At 58.5% G+C, this 22,997-nt stretch carries 17 protein-coding genes; 10 read left to right on the top strand and 7 right to left on the bottom strand.

Translation table 11 applies throughout. From position 1 onward, the window contains the following. The first annotated feature begins 41 nt into the window (after nt 1–41). Nucleotides 42–533, top strand: coding sequence for an LPS assembly lipoprotein LptE (lptE, locus tag ACQZ5Y_RS15310; RefSeq protein ID WP_003516512.1), 492 nt, complete (start codon nt 42–44; stop codon nt 531–533). 11 nt (nt 534–544) lie between these two features. Then, complete coding sequence (holA, locus tag ACQZ5Y_RS15305; protein ID WP_013636958.1) at nt 545–1,582, top strand: DNA polymerase III subunit delta; 1,038 nt, start codon at nt 545–547, stop codon at nt 1,580–1,582. Between the two features lie 86 nt (nt 1,583–1,668). On the opposite strand, the gene fdxA is transcribed toward holA, so the two are convergent. The 4 genes from fdxA to ACQZ5Y_RS15285 form a co-directional block, all read right to left on the bottom strand. Next, nucleotides 1,669–2,007, bottom strand: a complete 339-nt coding sequence (gene fdxA, locus ACQZ5Y_RS15300; protein ID WP_003516508.1) for a ferredoxin FdxA — start codon at nt 2,005–2,007, stop codon at nt 1,669–1,671. 158 nt (nt 2,008–2,165) lie between these two features. Further along, on the bottom strand, nt 2,166–2,582 hold the full coding sequence (locus ACQZ5Y_RS15295) for an RNA-binding S4 domain-containing protein (RefSeq protein WP_013636959.1): 417 nt from the start codon (nt 2,580–2,582) through the stop codon (nt 2,166–2,168). Nucleotides 2,583–2,585: 3 nt separating this feature from the next. Then, nucleotides 2,586–5,672 (bottom strand): helicase-related protein, encoded by a 3,087-nt coding sequence (locus ACQZ5Y_RS15290; RefSeq protein WP_080800038.1) that lies wholly within the window; start codon nt 5,670–5,672, stop codon nt 2,586–2,588. A gap of 461 nt (nt 5,673–6,133) precedes the next feature. After that, the gene (locus ACQZ5Y_RS15285; RefSeq protein ID WP_371179238.1) at nt 6,134–7,486 is read right to left on the bottom strand and encodes a ubiquinone biosynthesis hydroxylase; all 1,353 of its coding nucleotides are present in this window, start codon (nt 7,484–7,486) and stop codon (nt 6,134–6,136) included. Here ACQZ5Y_RS15285 and tesB point away from each other — a divergent pair. From tesB to ACQZ5Y_RS15255, 6 genes are all read left to right on the top strand, one after another. Beyond that, a complete protein-coding gene (tesB, locus tag ACQZ5Y_RS15280; protein ID WP_112290141.1) occupies nt 7,435–8,319 on the top strand; it encodes an acyl-CoA thioesterase II in 885 nt (294 codons plus the stop codon). The genes ACQZ5Y_RS15285 and tesB overlap by 52 nt on opposite strands. Nucleotides 8,320–8,530: 211 nt before the next feature. Further along, a complete protein-coding gene (locus ACQZ5Y_RS15275; protein ID WP_019565993.1) occupies nt 8,531–8,881 on the top strand; it encodes a P-II family nitrogen regulator in 351 nt (116 codons plus the stop codon). Nucleotides 8,882–8,909: 28 nt separating this feature from the next. Next, complete coding sequence (locus ACQZ5Y_RS15270; RefSeq protein WP_003516494.1) at nt 8,910–10,259, top strand: ammonium transporter; 1,350 nt, start codon at nt 8,910–8,912, stop codon at nt 10,257–10,259. A gap of 217 nt (nt 10,260–10,476) precedes the next feature. After that, nucleotides 10,477–13,152 carry a DNA translocase FtsK gene (locus ACQZ5Y_RS15265; protein ID WP_019565992.1) on the top strand — a complete coding sequence of 892 codons (2,676 nt, stop codon included), beginning with the start codon at nt 10,477–10,479 and terminating at the stop codon, nt 13,150–13,152. Nucleotides 13,153–13,307: 155 nt separating this feature from the next. Beyond that, nucleotides 13,308–13,982, top strand: coding sequence for an outer membrane lipoprotein carrier protein LolA (locus tag ACQZ5Y_RS15260; RefSeq protein ID WP_013636963.1), 675 nt, complete (start codon nt 13,308–13,310; stop codon nt 13,980–13,982). Between the two features lie 164 nt (nt 13,983–14,146). Continuing rightward, nucleotides 14,147–14,950, top strand: coding sequence for an exodeoxyribonuclease III (locus tag ACQZ5Y_RS15255; protein ID WP_111799149.1), 804 nt, complete (start codon nt 14,147–14,149; stop codon nt 14,948–14,950). An 18-nt stretch (nt 14,951–14,968) separates the two neighbouring features. Here the strand turns inward: ACQZ5Y_RS15255 and ACQZ5Y_RS15250 are convergent, their stop codons facing one another. Both ACQZ5Y_RS15250 and ACQZ5Y_RS15245 read right to left on the bottom strand, forming a co-directional pair. Then, entirely contained in the window at nt 14,969–15,424 is a 456-nt protein-coding gene (locus ACQZ5Y_RS15250; protein ID WP_003516486.1) for a cyclic nucleotide-binding domain-containing protein, read from the bottom strand. Nucleotides 15,425–15,541: 117 nt separating this feature from the next. Beyond that, nucleotides 15,542–16,225: a response regulator transcription factor gene (locus tag ACQZ5Y_RS15245; RefSeq protein ID WP_003492637.1), complete on the bottom strand. Its 684-nt coding sequence runs from the start codon at nt 16,223–16,225 to the stop codon at nt 15,542–15,544. A gap of 286 nt (nt 16,226–16,511) precedes the next feature. On the opposite strand from ACQZ5Y_RS15245, the gene ACQZ5Y_RS15240 reads away from it, so the two are divergent. Further along, on the top strand, nt 16,512–17,015 hold the full coding sequence (locus ACQZ5Y_RS15240) for a L,D-transpeptidase family protein (RefSeq protein ID WP_111782624.1): 504 nt from the start codon (nt 16,512–16,514) through the stop codon (nt 17,013–17,015). A 62-nt stretch (nt 17,016–17,077) separates the two neighbouring features. Here the strand turns inward: ACQZ5Y_RS15240 and ACQZ5Y_RS15235 are convergent, their stop codons facing one another. Then, complete coding sequence (locus ACQZ5Y_RS15235; RefSeq protein WP_003492641.1) at nt 17,078–17,647, bottom strand: CarD family transcriptional regulator; 570 nt, start codon at nt 17,645–17,647, stop codon at nt 17,078–17,080. A gap of 541 nt (nt 17,648–18,188) precedes the next feature. On the opposite strand from ACQZ5Y_RS15235, the gene ACQZ5Y_RS15230 reads away from it, so the two are divergent. Beyond that, a complete protein-coding gene (locus tag ACQZ5Y_RS15230; RefSeq protein ID WP_174050178.1) occupies nt 18,189–22,949 on the top strand; it encodes an NAD-glutamate dehydrogenase in 4,761 nt (1,586 codons plus the stop codon). The last annotated feature ends 48 nt before the right edge of the window (nt 22,950–22,997 follow it).

The raw sequence follows: 22,997 nt of genomic DNA, 5'->3' as shown, positions 1-22,997 counted from the left end.
TTTCGAGATGGAGCCGCGTTGCGGCAGCAGTTTCCGTCGTGATGATGGCCGGTCTTCTGGCAGGCTGCCAGGTGCGCCCGCTTTACGGCGAGGCTTCCGGAACCAAGGAGAGACTGGCGGCTGTCAGCATCTCGAATGCCGGCGACCGCATAACGCAGGAAGTGCGCAATCAGCTGATCTTCCTGGTGTCCGGCGGTGCGGGTGAACCGGCTACGGCTCAGTACAACGTCAAGTTATCCGTAAGCTCGAGCGCCACGTCCACGGAAGTCGAGAACTACGATCTGACGACCCGTACCAACAGCAATTATAACGGCCCTTACCCAGGCCGTGTTGTGATGAACGGTAATTACGTCCTGACGCGTATTTCCGACGGCCAGATCCTGCGCTCCGCGCGGCGTAGCGTAACGGCGCAGGTGGATCTGCCACAGCAGGAATTCGCCAAGATCAGGGCGATCCGCGACGCAGAAAACCGTGCGGCCCGGGAACTGGCTGAAATCATCCGTACCGATATCGCTGCCACCCTTGGCCGCTGAGAGCGGCGGCCGTGACAGAGATAAAATCGCATGAATTTGAGCGCTTCGCCGAAAATCCGGCGGAGCGCTTTCGCGTTTTCGTGCTCTACGGCCCGGATCGCGGCCTCGTGTCGGAGCGGGCCAACCTCATCGCCAAAAAGACCGGCATTGACCCGGATGACGCATTTGCATCGTTGAAGCTGAGCGCATCCGACCTGCAGGGCGATCCCGGCCGCCTTCTCGACGAGGTGAACGCCATCGGCCTTTTCGGTGGCGAAAAACTCGTCTGGATCAAAAGTGCCTCGGCTGAAAAGGCTCTGGTGGATGCTCTCCAGATTCTGGCTGAGACGCCGCCCGAAGCCAGCTTTCTCATCATCGAGGCCGGCGACATTAAAAAAGGCACGGGCCTGCGCAAGATCGCAGAACCCGCTCGCTCTATCGCAGCAATCCCGTGTTATGCGGATGACGCCCGTTCGTTGAATGCGTTGATCGATCAGGAACTGTCTGCCGACAATCTGCGCATTGCCCCGGCCGCACGGCAGAGGCTGATCGAGCAGTTGGGCGGCGACCGGATTGCCTCGCGCAACGAGATCCGCAAGCTTGCGCTCTATTGCCGTGGCGCAGAGGTGATCGAGGAAGATGATGTGCTGGCAATCATCGGCGATGCCAGCACGGTTTCGGCTGACGACGCCGTCGATGCCATCCTGAAGGGCGACAGAAACGCCTTTTTCCACGCCACCCAGAAGATCGTCTCGTCGAAGACGCCGATCTTTCTCGTGCTTCAGGGATGCCTCAAGCAATTTCAGTTGCTGGATCAGATGCGCGCCGAAATGGATGAGAAAAAGCAGCAGGCCGGGCAGGTCATGCAAACGCTTGGACGCCACATCCATTTTCGCAGGAAACCGGTTATCGAAAGGGCGCTGCGAACCTGGCAGCCAGCGGCGATCGCCCGTGAGATGAACCGCCTGCAAGCGGCGATATTGCAAAGCCGCCAGCGCCAAAGCCTGGAAGACAGCGTGGCGCTTTTGACCCTGCTATCGACCACATTGCAATCAGGCCGCGGCGGATAACTCGCTGAAGGTCGGCAAAAAGCCCTCACGCTGACGCTGCGAGGGCTTTTAAAATCATGATACCAAGGACACCAGTCGTTGAGAACTCAGTCGCCCTTACCCGGCTCGGCAGAGAAGTAAAGCTCGAGCTTGCCTGTCACGCCATCCATTTCCTTGGCTTCCGGCAAGGGGTCGCGCTTGATGGTGATATTCGGCCAGATCGCCGCATATTCCGTATTCAGCTTCAGCCACTTGTCGAGACCCGGCTCAGTGTCGGGCTTGATCGCTTCGGCAGGACATTCCGGTTCGCACACACCACAATCGATGCATTCGTCAGGATTGATAGCGAGGAAATTTTCACCCTCGTAAAAGCAGTCGACAGGGCAGACTTCAACGCAATCGGTGTATTTGCAGCGGATGCAATTGTCGGTCACGACATATGTCATGATGAACTCCAGAATATGCAGGCCGGGTCTGTGGGCTTCGGAACACAAGCCGTCGCCCGGAATTCAGACAGGGCAATTTTGCAAGTGAGGTAATGCCTTTGCCTTCAGATAGCAAGGATAAACAATTCTGAAAAACCGCTAAGACTTGAAGGTTTATTCTATTCTTTGTTTCCGTCGCTGTCCGACAGGAACCTGTCGAGCGCCCTGCGCTCTTTTTTGGTGGGGCGACCGCTTCCCGGCTGACGTATCGCCTGCTCCAGCGGGCTCAGCCTGTCGGAAGGCTCGCGCGGCGGCGTCAGATCGTCGTAGAGAAGTCTGGCCTCTTCATAGGGTCCGCGCCGCTCGCCCCCGGATTTGACGACAAGCACCTTGTCCATGCGCTCGAAACCGATATCGAGCCTGTCACCGGCCTTTACCAGATGGCTGGGCTGGCGAATGGAGACACCGTTGACCTTGACCTTGCCCGACTGAATGTAACTCTGGGCAAGTGAACGGGATTTGGCCATGCGGGCAAAGAACAGCCACTTGTCCAGACGCTGACGCGTGCTTTCGAGTGGCTGTTCGTTGCTCCCCATGGCTTACTTCTTCAGCTGCTCCTTGAGAGCAGCAAGCTTGGCGAAGGGCGAATCCGGATCGATCGGCTTTTCCTTACGCGGCGGCTTGGCTTCGAAACGCTGCTGACCCTGCGGTTTCCCGCCACGGTCATTGCGGTCCGGCCTGTCCTTGCGCTCCCCGCGATCCTGACGATCATTATTGCGGTTGTTGCCACGGTCGGGACGTCCGCCATCACGCTTACGCTCACCGTCACCGCCACGATTGGCAGCCTCGCGATTTGCTCCGTCACGATTATCGCGACGGCCTTCGCCACGACGTTCACCCTGTTCGCGTGGCGCCTGATCGCGACCCTCGCCACGGCCTTGACCGCGGTTGCCGGGACGACGGTTTTCACCACGCTGGTTTTCGTTGCGACCACCCGGACGCCAAAGAAGAACAGGCTTCGGCTCAGCAGCCTCGGCGCTTTCCGTCGGCGCAGCCTCGCTAACAGCAGCCTCTTGGCCCACAGCTTCCGCAACCGGCGCTTCTTCAGCAGCTTCGACAGTCGTCGTCTCGGAAACCTGCTCTTCCGAAGCCGGTTCCTCGTGTTCGGTCTCTGCACTCTCGTCTTCCGTCACCGCTTCAGAAGCGGCCGGAGCGGCAGCACCGGTCTGGTTGGCGAGGAAGGCCTGCGCCTCTTCCGCCGTTACCTGATCGGCACGATAACCGAGACCCTTGAGGATTTCTTCCATGTCGTCGAGCGTTGCGCCGAGAATGGAAAGCATCGCGGTCGTCGTCGTGAAACGGCGGCCGTCATAAGCGCCTTCCGGACGCGGCTGCTGACCGGGCTTCCACTGCAACAGCGGACGGATGAGATCGGCCAGACGCTCGAGAATGTCGATACGCACGGCGCGCTTTCCGAGGAAACGGAAACCGGCGAGCTTGTAGAACATCCGCTCGAAGGTCGGGTCCGTCACGACAGAGGTGCGACCGGCGGCCAGCACCGGAATGAGATCGCCATAACCCGGCTTGCCGAGACCATCGTTCTTCAGCGCCCAGAGCAGCGTCACAAGCTCCGCCGGAGCTGGCTTGAGAAGCGCGGGCAGGAAGACGTGATAGGCGCCGAAACGCACGCCGTAGCGGCGCATGGAGGCGCGTGCGTCCTGATCCAGCGACTTCACGTCTTCGGTGACGTCACGGCGGAACAGGACACCGAGATTTTCGACCAGCTGGAACGCCAGCCCCTTCGCCAGACCCTGAAGGTCTTCGGCGCGCGAAATATCGTCCAGCGGCTTCAGCACGGTCGCAATCTGATGATTAACGAAACGTTCGACGCGCGCCAGCGCATGATCGCGGGCATTGCCGCTCAACTGCTCGTCGGCAAAGAGGATCACGCGCGGCTTCATGATATTGTCGCCTGCCGAAAGGCGGGCCACCGGTTCGCCCAACCAGCGAACCAGACCATCGGAGCTCAAAGCGAGATCACCGTTTCCGCTGGCGTGCAGACGCGCGGCACGCGCCTCGTATTCGAGCGCGAGCGCCTTCTGCGCAGCAGCCTGCACGGCCTTCTGATCCGGCCCTTCCATTCCCGGCACCGGCGTGAACCGGAACCCGGCCAACTGGCCGACGTGATGTCCTTCTACGAAGACATCACCATTTACACTGATTTCAGCTTCAAGCATCGCATTCTCTCTCAGGCGCCTCATGAGCACAGATGTCCTGCGATCAACAAAGCGTTTCGTCAACCTTTCATGTAGAGCATCGGACAATCGATCTTCGATTTCCCGCGTCTTTTCTTGCCAGTGTGTCGGATCGGCAAGCCATCCTGGGCGGTTCGATACATAAGTCCATGTTCTGATCTGCGCAATCCTTGCAGACAAGGTATCGATCTCTCCATCGGTACGATCGGCGCGGCGCACCTGTTCGCCCATGAAATCTTCGTTCACCGTGCCACGTTTTACCAGATCGAAATAGAGCGTTGAGATCAGATCAGCATGTTGAGCGGGCGCAATGCGGCGATAATCCGGAAGCGCGCAGGCCTCCCAGAGTTTTTCCACCCGCGCCTCCGTCGTCGCCACGTCGATGATTTCAGGGTAGCGCGACAGATATTCGAGCGCCTGCTGGTCGATCGCCGGCAAGGCCCGTGACAGTCCCTGGATCGCCGGGGCGGCTTCGAGGCTCAGACGCAGATTGCTGATGGAGGAAAAATCGAAATTTTTCGTCCGCCATTGCAGCACCTTTACCGAGTCGAACTGATGGGTTTCGATACGCTCCACCAACTCGTCGTCAAATGGATCGACGCGCCCCGTCACGCCAAAGGTGCCATCGCGAAGATGGCGGCCGGCGCGGCCGGCGATCTGGCCGATCTCGCCCGGATTGAGATTTCGGAACTGATAGCCGTCGAACTTGCGGTCCTGCGCAAAGGCGACATGATCGACGTCAAGGTTGAGGCCCATGCCGATGGCATCCGTCGCCACGAGATATTCGACGTCGCCGGACTGGTAGAGCCCCACCTGGGCGTTGCGCGTACGCGGCGAAAGCGCGCCCATCACAACGGCTGCGCCACCACGCTGGCGACGCACCAGCTCGGCAATTGCATAGACCTCTTCCGCCGAAAAGGCGACGATTGCCGTGCGTTGCGGCAGGCGGGTTATCTTCTTCTGGCCCGCATAAAAAAGCTGCGACAGGCGCGGACGTTCGACCACGGTAATTCCCGGCAGCAGCTTTTCGAGGATCGGGCGCATCGTGCCCGCACCCAGAAGCAGCGTTTCCTCCCGCCCGCGCAGATGCAGCACGCGGTCGGTAAAGATATGCCCGCGCTCCAGATCACCGGCCAGCTGCACTTCATCGATGGCGACGAATGCGGCCGTTGTCTCGCGCGGCATGGCTTCCACCGTGCAGACGGAATATTTGGCTTTAGGAGGGGCGATCTTTTCTTCGCCGGTTATCAGCGCCACATTCGGCGCGCCCACCTTTTCGACAAGACGGGTATAGACCTCACGCGCCAGAAGGCGCAGCGGAAGGCCGATGACACCGTTGCCATGTGCCACCATGCGCTCGATGGCGTAATGGGTCTTGCCGGTATTGGTGGGGCCGAGAACGGCCGTGACACCGCGGCCGCTCAGGATCATGGGGCGAAAATTCAACGTACTATCCGTGAATCGACTTCATCTGCTTGCTGTACCGCCCGCCATTCACTGATACGGGCCGCACACGCAACACACATGGCAATGCCCGCCGACAAAGGCAATAGGCCTTGTCCGCAAAGTGGTAACAGGTCCTTCCTCGCCGGAATTTTCCTTTTTTATTCAGATACTTGAAATATTAAAAAGAATCCGGCGAAACCGGAATCGATTCGGATACGGAACAGTCTGCGAACGAATCGAATACGAATCGCTGACTCCAATGGATTCAGCTTTTGTTCTCCGCAACATCTGGTTGGCAGATGCCTGCCCTATACCAGATTGTGAATCCGGGTAAGTCATTGTCCGGATTCAGCTTTGCGGCACCGGCTTCCGGCGGAAAACACCGGAATCGACTGTCAAGCGGCAATCGCTGGAAAGCCGCTCCGGCACAGGCAGGAACGGCAGTATCAGAGCGCCTCGCCGGCAAGCAGGCGCGGCGCGCCCGCATCTGTCGTGCCGGCAGCCTGACCGATGAAATAGGATTTCAGACCCGGCAAACGATCGACCACACCCAGACCGAAATCACGCATGACGCGAATGGGACCGACATCATTGGAGAAAAGCCGGTTCAGCACATCCGTCGTCACGCCCATCCGCAACGTGTCGAAACGCCGCCAGGACTGGTAACGATCGAGAACGTTGAGAGAGCCGATATCAAGGCCGAGACGGTCGGCCTCGACCACGGTTTCGGCCAGTGCCGCAACATCCTTGAAGCCGAGATTGAGGCCCTGACCGGAAATCGGGTGAATTCCATGCGCCGCATCGCCGGCAAGTGCAAAACGTGGCGCGACGAAGGAACGCGCCAGCGTCAAGCCCAGCGGAAAGGCGCGACGGGGACCGACGGGACGGACCGGACCGAGCTTGTGGCCGAACCGGCGTTCAAGTTCCTCCTCGAACACCAGATCGTCGGCAGCAACCAGCCTGTCGGCATCGGCCGTACGTTCGGTCCAGACAAGCGAGGAGCGGTTCCCTTTCAAGGGAAGCACGGCGAAAGGCCCCGACGGCAGAAAATGTTCCTCCGCGCAGCCCTCATGCGGCCGCTCGTGTTCAACGGTGGTGACGATCCCGGACTGATCGTAATTCCAGTGCACGGTTTTTATTCCTGCCATATCCCGCAAAGCCGAGCGGACCCCATCGCAGGCTATGAGCAGTCGCGCCTCAAGCGACGAGCCGTCGGAAAGTGAAATAGCCGTCGATTGCGGGCCGGCGGAAAAGCCGGAAACACTGAGACCATGGCGGATTTCGACGCCGAGGCGCTCACACAGGCCTCGCAGCGCACCCACCATCGCGACATTCGGGACCATATGAGCGAAGGGCCTGCCCTCCTCCACCGCGCCGTCGAATGTCAAAAACACCGGGCGAACCGGATCGGCGGTCTTCGAATCGGTGACGATCATCTTGTGGATCGGCTGGGCCTCCGGCTCAATCTCGTTCCATATACCGAAAACGTCGAGCATGCGTGTGGCCGCCGCGATAATGGCGGAGGCGCGGACGTCCTTCTTCCAGACATCCTCGGGAGCGGCTTCAACCACCTGCACATTAAGATGTCCGGCTGCCTGCTTAATTGCGACAGCAACGGAAAGGCCGACATAACCGCCGCCTGCCACCACCACGTCCAGCATCGCGCTTCTCCTCAAATCTTGTGCACGCATCATCGGCGCACTATAGACCATGTGACGTCTTCCTACAGCCGGAGCAGGCCGAAAAAATGTCGCATCCCTCGCAAACGTCAGATCCGATGGCCAATCTGATCTCCACACTCGATCTCGAGAAGCTGGAAGAAAACCTGTTTCGGGGTGAAAGCCCGCAAATCGGCTGGCAGCGCGTTTTCGGCGGCCAGGTCATCGCGCAGGCATTGATCGCAGCTCAACGAACCGTGGATGACGACCGTTTCGTTCATTCACTGCATTCCTATTTCATGCGCCCCGGCGACCCGCTGGTGCCCATCCTCTACCAGGTGGAACGCATTCGCGACGGTGCAAGCTTCTGCACACGGCGCGTGGTCGCCATCCAGCATGGCAAGGCGATTTTCTCCATGTCGGCGTCGTTCCAGATCGTCGAGGACGGCTTCGATCATCAGATAAGAATGCCGGATGTGACGCCGCCCGAAAGGCTGATGAGTGAAGATGAGATGCAGGCGGCCTTCCTCGCCAACGCACCCGCTTCGATCCGCAAATACTGGAGCAACAAGCGCCCGATAGAGATCAGGCCGGTTTCGCTGACCCACTATATTTCGAAGGAAAAGCTGGAACCGCAGCAGGATATCTGGGTTCGCGCTGTCGGCAATGTGCCTGACGATCCACGTTTCCAGTCGGCCATTCTCGCTTATCTCTCGGATATGACATTGCTCGACACGTCGCTCTATGCCCACGGAACGACGATCTTCGATCCGGCCATTCAGGTGGCGAGCCTCGATCACGCCATGTGGTTCCACCGTCCCTGCCGGCTGGACGACTGGCTGCTCTACACGCAGGACAGCCCCAGCGCCTCGGGAGCACGCGGTTTGACCCGTGGCAATATTTTCACCAGACAGGGTGAACTGATCGCCTCCGTCGCACAGGAAGGTTTGATCCGCAAAAGGGCAAATGCTTAAATAATGCGCTTTTTTAAAAAATCGCACATTTAATAGACGAAAATTGCGCCACCCAATGCCCGTTTTTCAGACGCCTGTCATATAATTTTTATATTTCAATAACTTAGAGGCCGCATCAAAACTGGCACGCCCCTTGAATGTATGTCCGTAGTCGCTGTTACTGATCTGCCAGCGCGAGGAGAGTCGGCTCCGTGCCGAGGACAAACAAAGGATGGGAAACCAGATGAAAATTGTGATGGCCATTATCAAGCCGTTCAAGCTGGATGAAGTGCGCGAAGCGCTCACCGGCGTCGGCATCCAAGGCCTGACCGTGACCGAGGTAAAGGGTTACGGACGCCAGAAGGGACATACCGAGATTTATCGCGGCACGGAATATGCGGTGAGCTTTCTTCCCAAACTGAAGATCGAGATCGCGGTTGCATCAGACGTCGTCGACAAGGCTGTCGAGGCAATCGCGTCGGCTGCAAAAACCGGGCAGATCGGCGACGGCAAGATCTTCGTCTACTCTATCGAACAGGCCGTGCGCATCCGTACCGGCGAAACCAACACAGAAGCGCTTTGAAGCACGGCTGACAGGGAGTTTTCTAGCTATGCAACTCAACAAGTTTTCAACGCTCGGCAAACTGGGTGCCGGTGTGGCAGCCCTGATGGCCCCGGCAATCGCCTTTGCGCAGGATGCCGCGCCGGCAGTAGCAGCGGCGGCCCCCGTTCCGGAAAAAGCCGATACCGCATTCATGTATGTCGCGACGATCCTCGTGCTTTTCATGATCATTCCGGGTCTCGCCCTGTTTTATGGCGGCCTCGTGCGCACCAAGAACATGCTCTCCGTTCTCATGCAGTGCACGGTCATCGGCGCGGTCATGATGCTCGTCTGGGTAATCTACGGTTACTCCTTCGCCTTCGGCGGCGGCACCGGCCCGTATTTCGGTGGTTTCGGCAAGCTGTTCCTGTCCGGCGTTTCGCTTGACAGCACCTCGGCAACCTTCTCCCAGGGCGTCGTGATCTACGAATACACCTTCATCGCCTTCCAGATGACCTTTGCGGCCATCACGCCCGCGCTGATCATCGGTGCATTCGCGGAACGCGTGAAGTTCTCGGCAGTCATCCTGTTCACCATCCTGTGGGCCACCTTCGTCTACTTCCCGATCGCTCACATGGTCTGGGACGCGAACGGCCTGATCTTCGGCATGGGCGCTCTCGACTTCGCCGGCGGCACGGTCGTTCACATCAATGCCGGTATCGCCGGTCTGATCGGCGCGATCATGGTTGGCAAGCGTACTGGCTTCGGCAAGGACATGATGGCCCCGCACTCCATGACGTTGACGCTGGTTGGCGCAGCCATGCTGTGGTTCGGCTGGTTCGGCTTCAACGCCGGCTCCAACCTCGAAGCATCTGGCGGTGCGGTTCTTGCAACCATGAACACCTTCCTCGCCACTGCAGCAGCCATCGTTTCCTGGTCGCTGGTTGAAAGCTTCACCCGCGGCAAGGCTTCCATGCTGGGCGCAGCTTCGGGCATGATCGCCGGCCTCGTCGCCGTAACGCCTGCGGCCGGTTCCGTCGGACCCATGGGCGCTATCGTTCTCGGCCTCATCGTCTCGCCGATCTGCTACTTCTTCGTCTCGGTTGTGAAGAACAAGTTCGGCTACGACGACACAGCTGACGTCTTCGGTGTCCACGGCATCGGCGGCATCATCGGCGCCCTCGGCACCGGCATCTTCACGTCTCCGCTGCTTGGCGGCACGGGCAAGGCGGACTTCTCCATCTCCTCGCAGCTCTGGACGCAGTTCGTTGCCGTCGCCATCACCATCGTATGGTGCGCAGTCGTCTCGGCAATCCTCTACAAGATCGTCGACGTGATCGTTGGTCTGCGGGTTCCGGTCGAAGCGGAACGCGAAGGTCTCGACCTTGCGACCCACGGCGAAGCCGCCTACCACTCCTGATATCCGGGAAAAGGGGTTCTCCATCCCCTCTCCCAAAAGAAGGCCCGCTTCGGCGGGCCTTTTCTTTGCCGCAAATCCGGAAGCGGCTTTTAAAAAACCGCATGGTTAACACGACATTAACCAGCAAGCTGTTAGTTTTCCCTGTCAATCCGGGATCTGGTCAACTGCCGGATCTTGCCGAAACCACAAAAACTACGGGTTCAGGGACATGGGCAGAATGAATTCTCCGACATTCGACGGTCGTCACACGCGTTTCGTGCTGACGGCGTTTTTCGTGCGGCAGGTCATGGCTCTTGCCGGTTTTGCCTTGCTTGCCACGATTGCGCTGGGGATTACCGCACTTGCCACATGGAACGTGGCGGACCCGAGCCTGTCCTATGCAACAGGCAACCAACCCACCAATCTTCTCGGTTACGGCGGCGCAATCTTCGCCGATATCGTGATGCAGTTCCTCGGCCTTTCCGCAATCATCGCGCTTTTGCCGGTGATTGCCTGGGCGATCGCCCTGATCGCCGGTCGCAAGTTCAACCGGATACCCGCCCGCCTCGTCGCCTGGATCGCCGGCGCCATCGTCTGCGCCGCCTCGCTCGGCTGTTTTCCCGCGCCCGTGACATGGCCGCTGCCGAACGGCATCGGTGGCGTCATCGGCGATATGATCCTGCGCTTCCCAGCTCTCTTCATCGGCGCTTACCCCACCGGCACGATTGCGACGGTGCTGGGCGCTATATTCGCTGCTCCCGCCGCCTTGATGATGCTGTTTGCCGCCGGTCTCGTGGGACGCCCGGAAGATGACCTGGAACAGGAAGAACGCGCGCCGGTCGCAAACAAGGCCCGTGCCACCCGTCAGGTAGAGGAAGAAGACGATGACGAGGGCGAAGGCTTCTTCGCCAATATTCTCGCCTTCGGCGCAATCGCACATTACTGGTACATCTCGCAGGCCCGCCTTCGCCGCCTGTTCGGCCTGAAGTCGAAATCCCTGCACGGCGAATTCGAACACCCTTACGATTTCAACGAATATGAATTCGGCACGCTGAACGAACCCTCCCGCCTCAAGACGGCGATCAACCGCCTCGACCAGCGCGCGGAACCGTCTTTCGAAGAACGCGCCGCATCCCGTCGCCAGATGTCGCCTCCCTCCATCGCGCCCGATCATGATGCGGACGGGGACGACGAACCGTCGTTGGACGCAGACGGTCGGCGATTGCCCAACGGCATTCTCTCGGACGACCACAGCCTGGACGAGAACGACCCGAAGTTCGTGGCAAGACAGGCACCTGGGCGCGGCCAACCCAGAATAACCGCCCCTTCCGCACGCCCGAAGCCCAGCGAGCGCGTGGCAAGGGAAGCGCAAGCCTCCTTTATTGCCGCAGACGGTTTCCAGCTGCCCACCGTGCATCTTCTGGCGGAACCCAAGAACGTCGTTCGCGACCATACGCTGAACGAGGAAGTGCTGGAGCAGAATGCCCGCCTTCTGGAAGGGGTTCTCGAGGATTTCGGCGTCAAGGGTGAAATCATTCACGTCCGCCCCGGCCCGGTCGTCACGCTCTACGAACTGGAACCAGCACCCGGCATCAAATCCTCGCGCGTCATTGGCCTTGCCGATGACATCGCCCGCTCCATGAGCGCGATCGCCGCGCGCGTTGCCGTCGTGCCTGGCCGCAACGCCATTGGCATCGAGCTTCCAAACCAGACGCGGGAAACCGTGTTCCTGCGTGAACTGGTCGGCAGCCGCGACTTTGAAAACAGCAAGGCCAAGCTCGCCATGGCGCTCGGCAAGACCATCGGCGGCGAACCCGTCATCGCCGATCTTGCCAAAATGCCGCATCTTCTCGTTGCCGGTACCACGGGTTCGGGCAAGTCGGTCGCCATCAACACCATGATCCTGTCGCTGCTTTACCGCATGTCGCCGGAGCAATGCCGCCTGATCATGATCGACCCGAAAATGCTCGAACTATCGATCTATGACGGTATTCCGCATCTGCTCTCCCCCGTCGTTACCGATCCGAAAAAAGCCGTCGTGGCGCTGAAGTGGACGGTGCGCGAGATGGAGGAGCGCTACAAGAAGATGTCGAAGATCGGTGTGCGCAACATCGATGGCTTCAACAGCCGTGTGCAGCAGGCCATCGACAAGGGCGAAATCCTCACCCGCACGGTGCAGACCGGCTTCGACCGCCAGACCGGCGAGGCAATGTACGAGACGGAAGAATTCGACCTGAAGCCCCTGCCCTATATCGTCGTCATTATCGACGAAATGGCGGATCTTATGATGGTGGCAGGCAAGGACATCGAAGGTGCCGTACAGCGCCTCGCTCAGATGGCGCGTGCCGCCGGTATCCATGTCATCATGGCAACCCAGCGTCCGTCCGTCGACGTCATCACCGGCACCATCAAGGCGAACTTCCCGACCCGCATCTCCTTCCAGGTAACGTCGAAGATCGACAGCCGCACCATTCTGGGCGAACAGGGCGCCGAACAGCTGCTCGGCATGGGCGACATGCTCTATATGGCCGGTGGCGGCCGCATTCAGCGCGTGCACGGTCCCTTCGTTTCCGACAATGAAGTGGAAGAGATCGTCGCCTATCTCAAGACGCAAGGCACGCCGGAATATCTGGAAGCGATCACCGAGGAAGACGATGAGGAAGGCAATGGCGGCGGCCCGGCTGGCGCCGGCAATTTCTCCGATTCGGAAGACCCCTATGATCAGGCCGTGGCTGTCGTGCTGAGGGACGGCAAGGCTTCCACTTCCTACGTCCAGCGGCGTCTCGGCATCGGCTACAACCGCGCCGCCTCGCTGATCGAACGCATGGAGCAGGAAGGCATTATCGGCCCCGCCAATCATGCCGGAAAACGCGAAATACTCGTACCAACGGAAGCAGACATCATCGAGCGGTAATGCCCGTCGCCCAAAAGGCTGTCGTGGTTTCGGGATAACGACATGCGTGAGGCGAAGACGGCAACCAAGCGGGGCGAAGAAGCGTTACTACACGCTTTCAACGTCATGAAGCCGCCGCCTTTATGCGGAAAATCGCTGCGATGAAGGAGAACAGAATGAACGACCTCACCACCGGCGAGATTGCCACCGCAAACACACCAGAGAACGGCGTGACGCGACGTGGCGTGCTGACGGCGTTTTCCATGGCTGCGGTCATGGCCGGCCTGTCGCCGCTCAACGCATTTGCTCAGGCTGCCGGTAACAGCGCGACCGCGCAGAAAATTGCCAATCACTTCTCGTCGGTCAAAACCATGATGGGAGAGTTTGTCCAGTTTGGCCCGCGCGGTGAACAGACCGGCGGCAAATTTTACATCGAACGGCCCGGCAAGCTTCGCTTCAATTATGAAGACCCGTCGCCCATGCGGGTCATCTCCGACGGCAAGAATGTCGTCATCGGCAACATGAAGCTGAAGACATGGGATTTGTATCCACTGTCAAAGACCCCGCTCAGCCTGCTTTTGTCCGACAAGATCGATCTGAGCAACCAGAAGGTCCGGAACGTGAAGGAAGAGTCGGACCTGACCACCATCGTACTGGGTGACAAGAGCGTGTTCGGCGATTCCACCATTACCCTGATGTTTGACCCGAAAACCTTCGATCTGAGGCAATGGACGACGACCGATGCCCAGAACAAGGACACGACTGTCATGATCTTCAACGTGCAGACGGGCGTTAACCTCGACGAACGCGTTTTCAACATCAACTACGAAGAAGTCCGCAAACGCGGCTAAAGGCCGGGCGGTCCACGGCGACAGTTCAAAAGGCGGCCCTTCGGTCGCCTTTTTCATTTTGCCGCTAAAATGCATTCCCGTTTTCATCGCGATGTTATAAGCCTGCGCCCCGGAAACATGTCTCGGAACAATCGGCTTCGAGGCTATAGAAGCGGAGCACATGCATGTCGTTTTCGATAACCACCTGGAACATCAACTCGGTCAGGCTCAGAATGCCGATCGTGGAGCAGTTTCTGGTGCGTTACAAACCCGACATTCTCTGCCTGCAGGAAACGAAATGCCCGAATGGCGAGTTTCCGATGAAGCCGCTGAAGGCGCTCGGTTACGAGCACGTCATCATCCATGGCCAGAAGGGCTATCACGGTGTGGCGATCGCTTCGAAAATTCCGCTGACAGAAGATCACCGTCAGGACTATTGCGGTATAGGCGATGCACGACACATTTCCGCGATTTTTCAGGTTGGATCGCGCCGCATACGGCTGCATAATTTCTATGTTCCGGCTGGCGGTGACGAACCCGACCGGTCGATAAACCCGAAATTCGGCCACAAGCTGGATTTCATCGAAGAGATGAAGGCGCTTCGCGCCGACGGCTTGCCCGGCACCTCGTCCATTCTCGTGGGCGATCTCAACATCGCGCCGCTTGAAAATGACGTCTGGTCGCACAAGCAACTGCTGAAGATCGTTAGCCATACGCCGGTGGAAACCGACGGCATGCTCGATATCATGAAGAAGGGCAACTGGCTCGACCTGATGCGGCTGAACGTGCCTGATAGTGAAAAGATTTATACCTGGTGGAGCTACCGCGCGAAGGATTGGGAAGCCGCAGACCGTGGCCGCCGTCTCGACCATATCTGGTCGTCGCAGGATCTCGGCCCCTCGCTTGAAAAGATCGATATCTTGCGCGAAGCACGCGGCTGGAACCGGCCATCCGACCACGTTCCGGTTACGGCCCATTTCCGTTTCTGAAGCGCTGTCTCTTTAAAATCAGGAGAAGCGGTTCTGCAAACGGGCCGCGCCCGCCGCGAGTGCGGCGATATTATCGCGAATGCGTGCCGACACGATATCGGCAACCTCCGGAAACTCCTCCACAAGCCGGTGAAAGAGAATGCGCGTTATCCGGATGACCTCGGAATCCTCCGCGGCAATAGCGGTGAATTTCCTCTCACAGAGCGTGAAAAGCGCCAGCTCCGAAAGAAGCGCCCCCTTGCCCGGTGTCGCCTGCAACGCGGGTTTTCCATCCCGCCCGGCCGTAAATAGCTCGAAATGGCCTGACGTCACCGCGAAGGCGCACTCGGCCGGGGAATGTTCCCGGAACAAAGTCTGACCCGCCGCCACGCGGCGGCGTTCCGCGCCGAAGGCGATCAGCCGCAACTGATCGTCGCTGAAGCCCGCAAACAACGGCACTTGCCCCAGAAGCATGATGTCATCCGTCAAGGCCATGTCGATTGCTACTCCAGAAAACCGCCTGCACCACTATAGCGGTTTTCGGATATCGGCCTTCAAAATACAAGATGTTAGAATATTCTGCGTCCTCTCGGACGCAGAAAGGGCGTTCGTTCAGGGAACGATCTTGTATCCGCCGTTCTCGGTCACCAGAATTTCGGCATTGGAGGGGTCTCGCTCGATCTTCTGGCGCAGACGATACACATGCGTTTCGAGCGTATGCGTCGTCACTCCGGAATTATAACCCCAGACCTCTTCCAGCAAGACGTCGCGGGTAACGACGGCGCTCCCGGCGCGGTACAGATAACGGATGATCGCCGCTTCCTTTTCCGTCAGCCGGATTTTTTTGCCGTCTTCAGTCGTCAGCAGCTTCTGGCTGGGTTTGAACTGATAGGGGCCAACGGTGAAAACCGCGTCCTCGCTCTGCTCGTATTGACGCAGCTGCGCCCGGATGCGGGCCAGAAGGACGGCGAAGCGGAATGGCTTCGTCACATAATCATTGGCGCCCGCTTCGAGACCGAGAATAGTGTCGGAATCGGTATCGTGCCCGGTCAGCATGATGATCGGTGCCTTGAAGCCACCCTTGCGCAGCAGCTTCACCGCCTCGCGGCCATCCATGTCAGGAAGACCGACATCCATGATCAGAAGATCGACCTGGGCAGTCTTTGCGGTCTGCATCGCCTGCGCAGCGTTTGCGCCGCTCAGAAGCGAGAATTCCTCGTAGGGAGATAGTTGCTCAGTCAGCGTCTCCCGAAGATCGTCGTCGTCGTCCACCAAAAGGATAGTGCGAGCCGTCATTCGGATTCTCAGCCTTTCTTACTTTAGCGCATCGGCCCAAAAATCGCCGTTGATTTTCGGAAAGCGCAATGCGTAGTTTAAAAGAGTTAGAGCATCCATTGTGCCTCCGAAATAAGGCACGGCGCTCTAATTGTCAGCCAATTCAGCGGTTTGCCGATAAAAGGTCAACCCATTGCCATGATATTACGAAGTGCTATGACTTCACGTTAGATAACCTGCAAAGCAAAATCTCGTGAAAAACATGAGCAGACAGCCCGTAAAGCAACATAAACGCGCATCGACGCTCATGGTTCGGCCGGCGCCTTTGAAAATAAGCCGGGCCATCGTTCAGCTCGGGCATCTCACCTTTCCCGCAGCGATCGGGCGCAACGGCCGTACCGTGCTCAAACGCGAGGGAGATGGAAAGTCACCGATTTCCGTCACGCGCCTGCTGCACGGATTTTATCGCGGCGACCGAACCCCCGCCATCGCCACGACATTGCCGATGCAACGGACGCAGCAATCCATGCTTTGGTGCGACGAGCCACGCAGCGCCAGTTACAACAGGTTGGTCAAGTCCCCTTTCGCACTGAGCCACGAGGAGATGATGCGAAAGGACGGCCTTTATGACGTTTGCCTCGTCCTCGATTGGAACATCACGTCGAGGAGTCGGAACCGCGGTTCGGCAATCTTCATGCACATGATCCGCCCGGGATACGAGCCGACCGCCGGCTGCGTCGCTCTCCATCCCCGCGACATGAGGCGCATTCTGCCTCATATGCGCAAGGGTACGAAAATTCGCATCCTGTAGATCAGGCACAAAAAAACCCGCCATTCTTGGCGGGTTTTTTTAAAAAAGGAGAAAGCCGGTGATTACGCGGCTTCTTCCTGAGAATCGTCCTCTTCGACGGCCTTGCCGCGCTTCGGACCCTTCGCAAGGTTGACTTCCACCAGGCGAACAGCCTCGGTTTCAGACATCTTGTTGACAGCAGCAATTTCGCGCGCCATGCGATCAAGAGCAGCTTCGTAAAGCTGACGCTCGGAATAGGACTGCTCCGGCTGGTTTTCCGCACGGTAAAGATCGCGCACAACTTCAGCAATCGCGATAAGATCGCCGGAATTGATTTTCGCATCATATTCCTGGGCGCGGCGCGACCACATGGTACGCTTCACACGCGCCTTGCCCTGCACCACTTTCAGCGCCCGCTCGACAAAATCGCCTTCGGAAAGCTTGCGCATGCCGATGCTCACGGCTTTAGCGACGGGAACTTTAAGACGCATCTTGTCTTTTTCGAAATCGATGACAAAAAGCTCAAGCTTCATGCCGGCAACTTCTTGTTCCTCGATGGCAGAAATGGTACCGACACCATGAGCGGGATACACAATCGCTTCACCGGTTTTGAAACCGTGATGTGCTGGAGATTTCTTCTGCTGGGTCGTCATTCGTTCTAAAAACTCCCTGTTACATACCCGGCAACGCCGGGGTTGGGTCGGTCAGGCCCTGATGAGACGGGGGAACCGTCAGGTGACTCCGCACTGGTCCAGCCGTGCACGCAAAAACACACCTTCCCGCATTGCGGGCTTCGATAACGTAAACGCTCGATATGTCACGGAAACCGCGTGCAAAAGAGGTGTTGCTTTCGTGGTGTTTTTGGGCACACAAATGCCACGCTGTGGATCAGTATCGTTGGTGTACCACAAAAATAGGCACAAATCAATAATTTGCTTCGACCGTGGCCGCAACATCACATGGCGGCCAAAGAACCACCTATAAATGGGCTACCGGAATACTGTCAAATGCTTCGTAACCGGTCCCTACCGTATAAGAAGCAAAAAAATTTCACTTCCCAAGTGAAGAAACACGAAAGCCTCTTAAACTCTTCGTAATTACACGCCAATATCCGATTCGAATGAAAAGGCAAAATCCGCAAATTGACGGTGCTTTTTTACGTTAAAGTGTGATTTTTGGAGGAATCCACATCAAATGGGCTACAGAAATAATCCAAAACGCGAAAAACAGATCGAAAAAGCACGACAGCAGGCAATTGCCGAAAACGCGCCATTTCTTGATCCGGGTATACTCTATGGAAGAGCAAGCGCCGACGACATAGAATATTATTCCGCCGAAATGCTGGCCGCAAGCGCGGCGCACAGTTTCGAGGCTCTTTCGCGCTGGACTGGAGACGCGCCCCATATCAGCATCGCCCAGGTGGAGGGCGTCACCCCGCGGGATATTCCGGTAACGGTTCTGACGATTATCGGCCGCAATATGCCTTTCCTCTACGATTCCGTCATGGGTGAGGTCACAAGCAGCTATCGCGGCCTCTATCTCGCGGTCCACCCCATTCTGGTGCCGGATGCAACGGCGCAGGCGGGTTATCGCCTTGCGGAGCCTGATGACGATCCCGCCGGGAATATCAGCCTCATCCAGCTGCACATCGCCCCACTGACCCAGCAGGCCGCAACGGCGCTGGAAGAAAGATTGCGTTTCGTGCTGGCGCAGGTTCAGTCCGCCTACAGAGACTGGCGGCCCATGCTGTCGAAACTCGACGAAGCCCTAGACGAATTGTCAAAACGCGGCTCCTCGCGGCGCAAGACCGAGCGCGCGGAAGCCGTCGAGTTTCTCAACTGGCTTCGAAACGACAATTTCACCTTCCTCGGCATGCGCGATTACACCTATTCCGGAAAGGGAAAGAACGCGAAAATCGAGCGCGGTGACGGCATCGGCCTCGGCAGTTTGAGCGATCCGGATGTGCGCGTGCTGCGCCTTGGCAAGGACGCCGTGACGACGACGCCTGAAATCCTCGCCTTCCTCGACGGTCCGGATTTCCTCATCGTCACCAAGGCAAATGTGAAGTCCATCGTGCATCGCCGCGCTTATATGGATTATATCGGCATCAAGCGCTTCGACGAGGATGGCAATGTCATCGGTGAATTGCGCATCGTCGGCCTTTTCACCGCCACCGCCTATACGCGTTCGGTAAAGCACATCCCGCTGCTGCGTGCCAAAATTGCGGATGTCGAGCGGCATTTCGGTTTTGATCCGAACAGCCACTCCGGCCGCATTCTGCAGAACACGCTGGAAGCCTATCCGCGCGACGATCTCTTCCAGATCGAAACGGATCTTCTGATCCGCTTCATCGAGCAAATCATGGAACTGAGCGACCGCCCACGCGTGCGCGTCCTCGCACGTATCGACCGTTTCGACCGCTTCGTCTCGGCCATCATCTTCGTGCCGCGCGAGGAATACAATTCCTATGTGCGCGAGAAGATCGGCGACTATCTGAGCAAGATCTATGACGGGCATATTTCCGCCTATTACCCGGCCTTCCCCGAAGGCGCTGTCGCCCGCGTCCATTTCATCGTCGGCCGCACGGAAGGCAAGACGCCGCGTATCGCGCAGGACAAGCTGGAGGATGCCGTCAGCGATATCGCAGCACGCTGGATAGACCATTTCGTTGCCCTTTCCGAACCGGGTGCACCGGTGCTGGAGGTGGATCAGGCCTATCAGGAAGCCTTCACGCCGGAAGAGGCGATTGGCGACATGGCGGATATTCTGGCCACCGTGAAGGGTGAGCCGGTCCGCATCGAGTTTTACCAGCAGGAAGGCCAGTCAGCTGAGACGCTGTCGCTGAAGATCTTCCATCGGGATGGCCATCTGCCACTGTCGCGCCGTGTGCCGCTGCTGGAAAACCTCGGTTTCAACGTCATCAGTGAGCGCACCTTCGACATCGGCGTCATCTCGGATGGCGAAAAGCGCGACATCGTGCTGCATGATATGGAACTCGCCGTCGCCAAGGGCGTGACGCTGGATCTGCCGCAATACGGACAGAAACTCGAAGAAGCATTCCTTGCTGCCTTCTCGGGCAAGGTCGATAATGACAACTTCAACCGGCTGATCCTCGCCTGCGGCCTAACCGTGCGCGAAGTGTCCGTCCTGCGCGCCTATGCGCGTTATCTGCGCCAGACCGGAATCGTTTATTCCCAGGAGCATATTTCCGAAACGCTCTTTAAATATCCGGCCATTTCACGGAATATTTTCGCGCTGTTCAAGGCTGGCTTCGATCCGTCCATCGACGAGAAGAAGCGGCTGAAGAAACTGGCAGAGATGCACAAGACGATCGAAGCGGCATTGAGCGGTGTTCCCAATCTCGACGAAGACCGCACCTTGCGGCGTTATGTCAACGCCATCGACGCCACGCTTCGTACCAACTACTTCCAGAAAAACACCGATGGCACGCCGCGTGACCTGTTGGCGTTCAAGTTCGATCCCAAACATCTGGACGGCCTGCCCGATCCGCGTCCCTTCCGCGAAATCTTCGTCTACGGAACCGAAGTAGAAGGCGTGCATCTGCGCTTTGGCAAAGTGGCGCGCGGCGGTCTGCGCTGGTCGGATCGCGGCCAGGATTACCGCACGGAAGTGCTCGGTCTCGTCAAGGCGCAGCAGGTCAAGAATGCGGTGATCGTTCCCGTTGGCGCCAAGGGCGGCTTTTTCCCGAAGAACCTGCCTGTTGGCGGCTCCCGCGACGAGGTCTTCAATGCAGGCCGTGAAGCCTACAAGACCTATATCCGCACTCTTCTGTCCATCACCGACAATATCGTCGACGACGCCGTCGTACCGCCGGCCGATACGTTGCGGCTTGATGGGGACGATCCCTACTTCGTCGTCGCCGCCGATAAGGGGACAGCGACATTCTCCGATACGGCAAACGGCCTCGCCCACGACGCCGGCTTCTGGCTGGACGATGCCTTCGCATCGGGTGGTTCCGCCGGTTACGACCACAAGAAGATGGGAATCACCGCACGCGGTGCCTGGGAAACGGTAAAGCGTCATTTCCGCGAAATGGACACCGACATCCAGACCACGCCCTTCACAGTGGCAGGTGTCGGCGACATGTCCGGCGACGTTTTCGGTAACGGCATGTTGCTGTCGGAAAAGATCAGGCTGATCGCAGCCTTCGATCATCGCGACATCTTCATCGATCCGGATCCCAATACCGACAAATCCTTCGCTGAGCGCAAGCGGCTTTTCGAATTGCCACGCTCAAGCTGGCAGGATTACGACCGTTCAACGCTCTCTAAAGGCGCAATGATCATCTCGCGTTCCGAAAAATCGGTGACGCTGACGCCGGAAGCCGTCGCTGCCATCGGCATCGACAAATCCGTCGCTACACCCTTCGAGATCATGACCGCCATTCTGAAGGCGCCAACCGATCTTCTGTGGTTCGGCGGCATCGGCACCTATATCAAGGCGGCGGTGGAAACCAACGCCGAGGTGGGTGACAGGGCGAACGACCCCATCCGCGTCAACGCCACCGAGCTGCGCGCCAAGGTCATCGGCGAAGGCGCCAATCTCGGCATTACCCAGAAGGGCCGTATCGCCTATGCGCTGGCGGGTGGGCGTTGCAATTCCGACGCCATCGACAACTCGGCCGGCGTGAACTCCTCCGACGTCGAGGTCAATATCAAGATCGCCCTCGCCTCCGCGGTCAATAGCGGTCGCCTGACGATGCCGAAGCGCAACCAGCTTCTTGCCTCCATGACGCCGGAAGTGGCGCAGCTGGTGCTGCGCAACAACTACCTGCAATCGCTGGCAATCTCGCTGACGGAGCGGCTTGGGCTTGCAAACCGGGAAGAACTCGGCCGCCTGATGAGCGCGCTGGAGGCAACCGGCCAACTGAACCGCAAGGTCGAAACCTTGCCGAGCAATGCCGAGCTCAGCGAAAGATATGCCACCGGCAAGCCGCTGACCCGGCCGGAAATCGGCGTGTTGCTTTCCTATGCCAAGCTGACACTGTTCGACGCTCTGGTGGCAAGCCCGCTGCCCGACGAACCCTATCTCCAGCATCTGCTCGCAGACTATTTCCCGGCCAAGATGCAGAAGAACTATGCAGACGATATCAAGGCGCATCGCCTGCACCGCGAAATCGTTGCGACAGCGCTCGCCAATGCCGTGGTAAACCGCGGCGGCCCTGGCTTCGTGCAGAAACTCGCCGATGCGAGCGGCCTCCTGTCGGCGGATGTCGTCAAGGCAGCGGTGATCGTGGAGGACGGTTTCGGCCTCAAACGTCTTTGGAGCGAGGTCGACGCGCTTGACGGAAAGATCGGCGGAGAAGTCCAGAACGGACTTTATGCCACGATCACCCGCATCTACTCCGATGCAAGCAGGCTTTATTTGCAAACCGGGAGCGTGGGCGCTGGAACGAGCGACATGGCAACCGAAATCGAGCGCCTGAAAACTGCCATCAAGACGCTATCGCCGGCAGCGGCGAAATATCGCCGCGAGCTTGGGGTCACGGAAATCGACGGTGTTCCCTCTGGCCTTCTGGAAGAGCTGGATACGCTTTCCCTGCTGGTCTATGTGCCAGAGATCATGCGTATCGCCGAAAATGCGGGCACGACGCTTGCCCGCGCCGCCGAAAGCTACGCCACGGTATCCTCGACCTTCCGTGTCGCGCGGCTGCTGGATGCCAGCCAGCGCATCACGCCGGCCGATCACTACGAGAGCCTGGCTCTTCTGCGCAGCCAGGACCAGATCGCCTTGTCGAGACGCCGGATCGTCATCTCGGCCCTCACCGAGTATGCGAAGGAAAAGGACCCGGTTCAGGCCTGGTATGCGGCCGACCGCGTGCGCGTCAATCGCATCGTCTCGGAACTCGGTGCACTGAGCGAAAGCGGCGATACCAATCTCGCCCGCCTGACAGTGGCGGCAGGGCTGCTTGGTGATATCGTTCAGACGCGCTGATCGACCATTCGACAAACGCCATCCGGGTGACTGGCCCGGATGGCCATA

The sequence above is a fragment of the Agrobacterium sp. A3-95 genome (assembly GCF_053521785.1).
Note: the sequence above shows the minus strand (reverse complement) of the source record. Positions and strands in the feature narration are given on the sequence as shown.